Source organism: Mesorhizobium sp., from assembly GCF_005063415.1.
Lineage (GTDB): Bacteria > Pseudomonadota > Alphaproteobacteria > Rhizobiales > Rhizobiaceae > Mesorhizobium.
The window spans coordinates 1-3,596 of sequence record NZ_SUEG01000218.1 but is presented as its reverse complement, the minus strand read 5'-3'; the positions used below and the strand labels follow the sequence as shown (position 1 = coordinate 3,596).

Genomic DNA, 3,596 nt, shown 5'->3' with positions numbered 1-3,596 from the left:
GTTGCCGCCTTCGCGGGCGCCGAGGCCGACCGTCAGATTGTCGGCGAGGAAATACGCGTCGAACAGGCCGCGCTCGGCGGTCAGGGCAAGCTGCTTGTGGAACTCGAAATTGGTGGCGCCGTCGGCCGGCGCCTCGGGGTGGCGCCAGGCGGCGATATGCTGTCCGCCGCCGGGCAGGAAAGCGCCCAGTTTGATTTGCCTGGATCGGGTCATCGCGGCGTGCTCCTGGATGGATCGGAAAGGGGGTCTCGGGTCAGTGGTGCGTTCAGGCGGCAAGGCCGACGCGATAGGGCACTCCGGTTACTCGGCATGCCTCGGCGACCGCCTGCCGGGCGCGGGCGTGGATGGCTTCCGACACCAGCACACCATTGGCAAAATCCTTGTCGGAGGCGTAGATCGCGGTCGGCACGGTCAGCGCCTCGAAGAAGCCGAACAGCGGCCGCAACTGGTGCTCGACGATCAGCGAATGGCGCTCGCCGCCGCCGGTCGCGGCGAGGATGACGGGCTTGCCCCTCAGCGACGACGGATCGAGCAGGTCGAAGAAATGCTTGAAAAGCCCGGTATAGCTGCCTTTGAAAGTCGGCGAGCCGGCCACCAGGATGTCGGCGCCTAGCAGCCGTTCGACGATGTTGCGCGCCGCCGGGTCGAGGTCGCCGAGGCGCCTTGCCTGCGGTAGGGACGCGCCAAGATCCTCGATGTCGAAGACGGCCGAGGCCGCGCCGATGCTTTCCGCGGCCTGCCCGACAATGTGGCTGACGAACGCCTTGGTCTTCGATGGCCGGGTCAAGTTGCCCGACAGCCCTACAACGAGCTTCTTCGACATTCCTGGCTCCCTCTCAAGCGCTCAATTTTTTAAGATCTTGGGTTTAGCGATCTATGTTAAGTCTAGAGAGTTTGTAGAATTAAAAGAGCGATAGAATTTCAAAAGCAGGGCGGTGAGGGGACTGAGTTTGCGGCACATGGCCAGCAATTGGTTCATTCAACGCGGCATAGCGCGCTGAAAGATCCGCCACAGCGCCTTCAGCCGCGATAGCGCAGCGCGTCGGACAGAGCGCATGAACAGCCGGCTGGACATATCAGGCAAGTCGCCCTCGGCGCTCCCGGCGCGACGTCGAGGAACTATGTCCCGATGCCACAATCCTGGACGGGCTGGCGGTCCTGGGAGAGGAAGCGGGCGAGGCACAGGCCAAGGTGCTGGAGTGGCTCCGCGGCATGCAGTGAGTCAGGCCAATTTGATTCAAATCCGGCTGTGGATATTTGCTTTTGGGTAAATCGAGGCGGTCATCTTGCCGGCCGGCGGGCAACAAGGAGAAGCCTATGACAAGCGACTTTGCCGCCGCACACCTCCACCTCGAACGAGCCTGCCATTATTTGAGCGGCGAGGACGAGACGAGCCGCACGGCTCGTGCGGCACTGGATCTCCTGATCGATGCAATAGTCGCGGCGCAATACAAGCGGCCCACGGGCGACGTTGTGGAATTTCCAAGACCGGCAAAGCTGGGACAATCCGCAAGCGGGAACGGGTAATCCAACCGTCGGCGTCCCTTTGCTTCCGCCTGATCACATGAACCAGGTTGCCACCAGGCCGATCGTCGCCGAGAAGATGGCGGCGGTCGTTGCCCAACCGAGTATGTTGGTGCTTCGGCTGTTCACCTGGTCGCCCATGATCCTGCGGCTGTTCGTCATCAGCATGATGAGCAGCAGCAAGGGCGGCGTGGAGAAGCCTTGAACGATGCCGGACCACACCAGCGCTTTCATCGGATTGAAGCCGAGAAAGTTCAGGCCAGCGGCGATCGCCGTAAAAAATCCGATAGCGAGATAAAATTTGGGCGCCTCTCGAGCCCGGGCGTGCAGGCTGTTTTTCCAGCCGATGGCTTGTGCCACGTCGTAGGCAGCGCCGGTGGTCATGACAGGAACCGCGAGGAAACCGACGCCGATCACGCCTGCTGCGAACAGGACGCTTGCGGCCTGGCCGGCGAGCGGTCGCAGCGCCTCCGCCGCTTGCGCTGCCGTGTCGATATCGTGGTGGCCCGCCTTGTAGAGCGTAGCACCCGTCGACAGGATGATAAAATACATGATGAGATTTGAAAACATCATGCCGATGAGGATGTCTCGGCGAGAGCGACGGAGTTCGCTGTCGGTGGCGCCCTTCCTTTCGCTGAGCGTCGTTCGCCCCTGGGCAATCTCCTCCTCGACCTCCTCATTGGACTGCCACGTGTAGAGATAGGCGGACAGCGTCGTACCGATGATGGCGACCAGGATCGACAGGAACTCACGGTTGAATTCGATCCTGGGAAGCAGCGTTCCGCGCAGTACTGCCGCGGCGTCCGGCTTGGCCAGAATAGCGGCACCGACATAGGCGAGCAGCGCCAGCGCCAGCCAGCGAAAGATGTTACGGATCAAAGTATAGGAGCCGAAGACCTGGAGGGCGAAGATGAGGGCAGCGACGAACAGCACGATCAGCGGAATGGGAAGCGGTACGAACATGTTGATCGCGGCCGCCATTCCACCAAGGTCCGCCGCGGCCTCAATGGTGTTTCCAATGAGCACCCCCAAAAGCACGGACCAAAGCAGCCACCGTGGATAGAAGTCCTTGATGACGTGGAACAATCCGCGCCCGGATACCTGGCCGAGCTTCGACGACAGGTAGACGACCACATACATCATCGGCAACGTCACCGGAGCCGTCCAAAGCAGGTCGGGTCCGAAGCGGGCGCCGGCACTGGCGTAGGTGCCTATCGCGGAGCAATCGTCGTCGGCCGCCCCTGTTATCAGGCCGAGGCCGAGCGCTCGGCCTATGCCGCCTTTGCCCTCCTTCGGTGGGATGGAACGATTGGAACCGGCCTGCCTCATTGCGACCGGACCGGGTTGCGAACGAAAGGCGCGGCCCGCCATGCAACAATGCTAAGGATCGGTCGGGGCGCTGGTCTCATTTTGCTTCCTTCAACAACTTGCCCAAACCCGGCGCGCCATGACTTGTTCCGCGACGACGGGCCAGGGGTTTTGCCTCAGGCAAAAAAGTTCGGGTTGACCGCTTTCGAACGCGAAGCGACTATCCGTGCGAGGCGAAGATCGCAGGAGGAAATGCAATGGACGAGCCCGGTCAGTGGCGCCACATGTCGAGCGCGCCAAGGGACGGCAGCAGAATCCTTGTCACGGTTCGGCCTTCCGAACAGGGTCCGGCCGAGGTCGACATGGCTTACTGGGCCCGCGCCGATCAGTTCGGCAGCGAAGGCTGGCGCGCTTCCGATTCGTCTCCAGGACGCATCGTCGAATATGCCGAACCCGAACTGAAGTGCTGGATGCCGCTGCCGTCGGCCAATCTCAGCAAGGGATCGATGCCGAGCCCCTGGGAAGGGGAAGATGTGCCGCTGGTGGATGGCTCGGGGATATGAGGCTAGCGGGAAGGGTAGTTTTGATCGCTGGCGGGACTGCACCCCCCTCTGGCCTGCCGGCCATCTCCCCCTCGAGGGGGGAGATGGCCCTTATCGCGGCCTTCGCTAATCTCCGACGCTGCAAGAAGGGCGCGGCTATTGAAGCTGCCGATCTCCCCCCTGTTTGGACCGGGGACATCGCGAACAGGTGTGCGAGGACAT

3 protein-coding genes and 1 pseudogene are annotated in these 3,596 nt (G+C 62.2%); 1 reads left to right on the top strand and 3 read right to left on the bottom strand.

What is annotated here, in order from left to right; all coding sequences use genetic code 11:
• The 3 genes and pseudogenes from E5W70_RS30125 to E5W70_RS30110 all read right to left on the bottom strand — a co-directional run.
• Positions 1-213, bottom strand: a pseudogene (locus E5W70_RS30125) (nitrilotriacetate monooxygenase); the annotation flags it as partial.
• Positions 214-265: 52 nt separating this feature from the next.
• Complete coding sequence (msuE, locus tag E5W70_RS30120) at positions 266-823, bottom strand: FMN reductase (RefSeq protein WP_292664923.1); 558 nt, start codon at positions 821-823, stop codon at positions 266-268.
• A 737-nt stretch (positions 824-1,560) separates the two neighbouring features.
• Positions 1,561-2,853 (bottom strand): Nramp family divalent metal transporter, encoded by a 1,293-nt coding sequence (locus E5W70_RS30110; protein WP_292664921.1) that lies wholly within the window; start codon positions 2,851-2,853, stop codon positions 1,561-1,563.
• A 236-nt stretch (positions 2,854-3,089) separates the two neighbouring features.
• Between E5W70_RS30110 and E5W70_RS30105 the strand changes: the two genes are divergently transcribed.
• Positions 3,090-3,395, top strand: coding sequence for a hypothetical protein (locus E5W70_RS30105; protein ID WP_023677305.1), 306 nt, complete (start codon positions 3,090-3,092; stop codon positions 3,393-3,395).
• Positions 3,396-3,596: the final 201 nt, after the last annotated feature.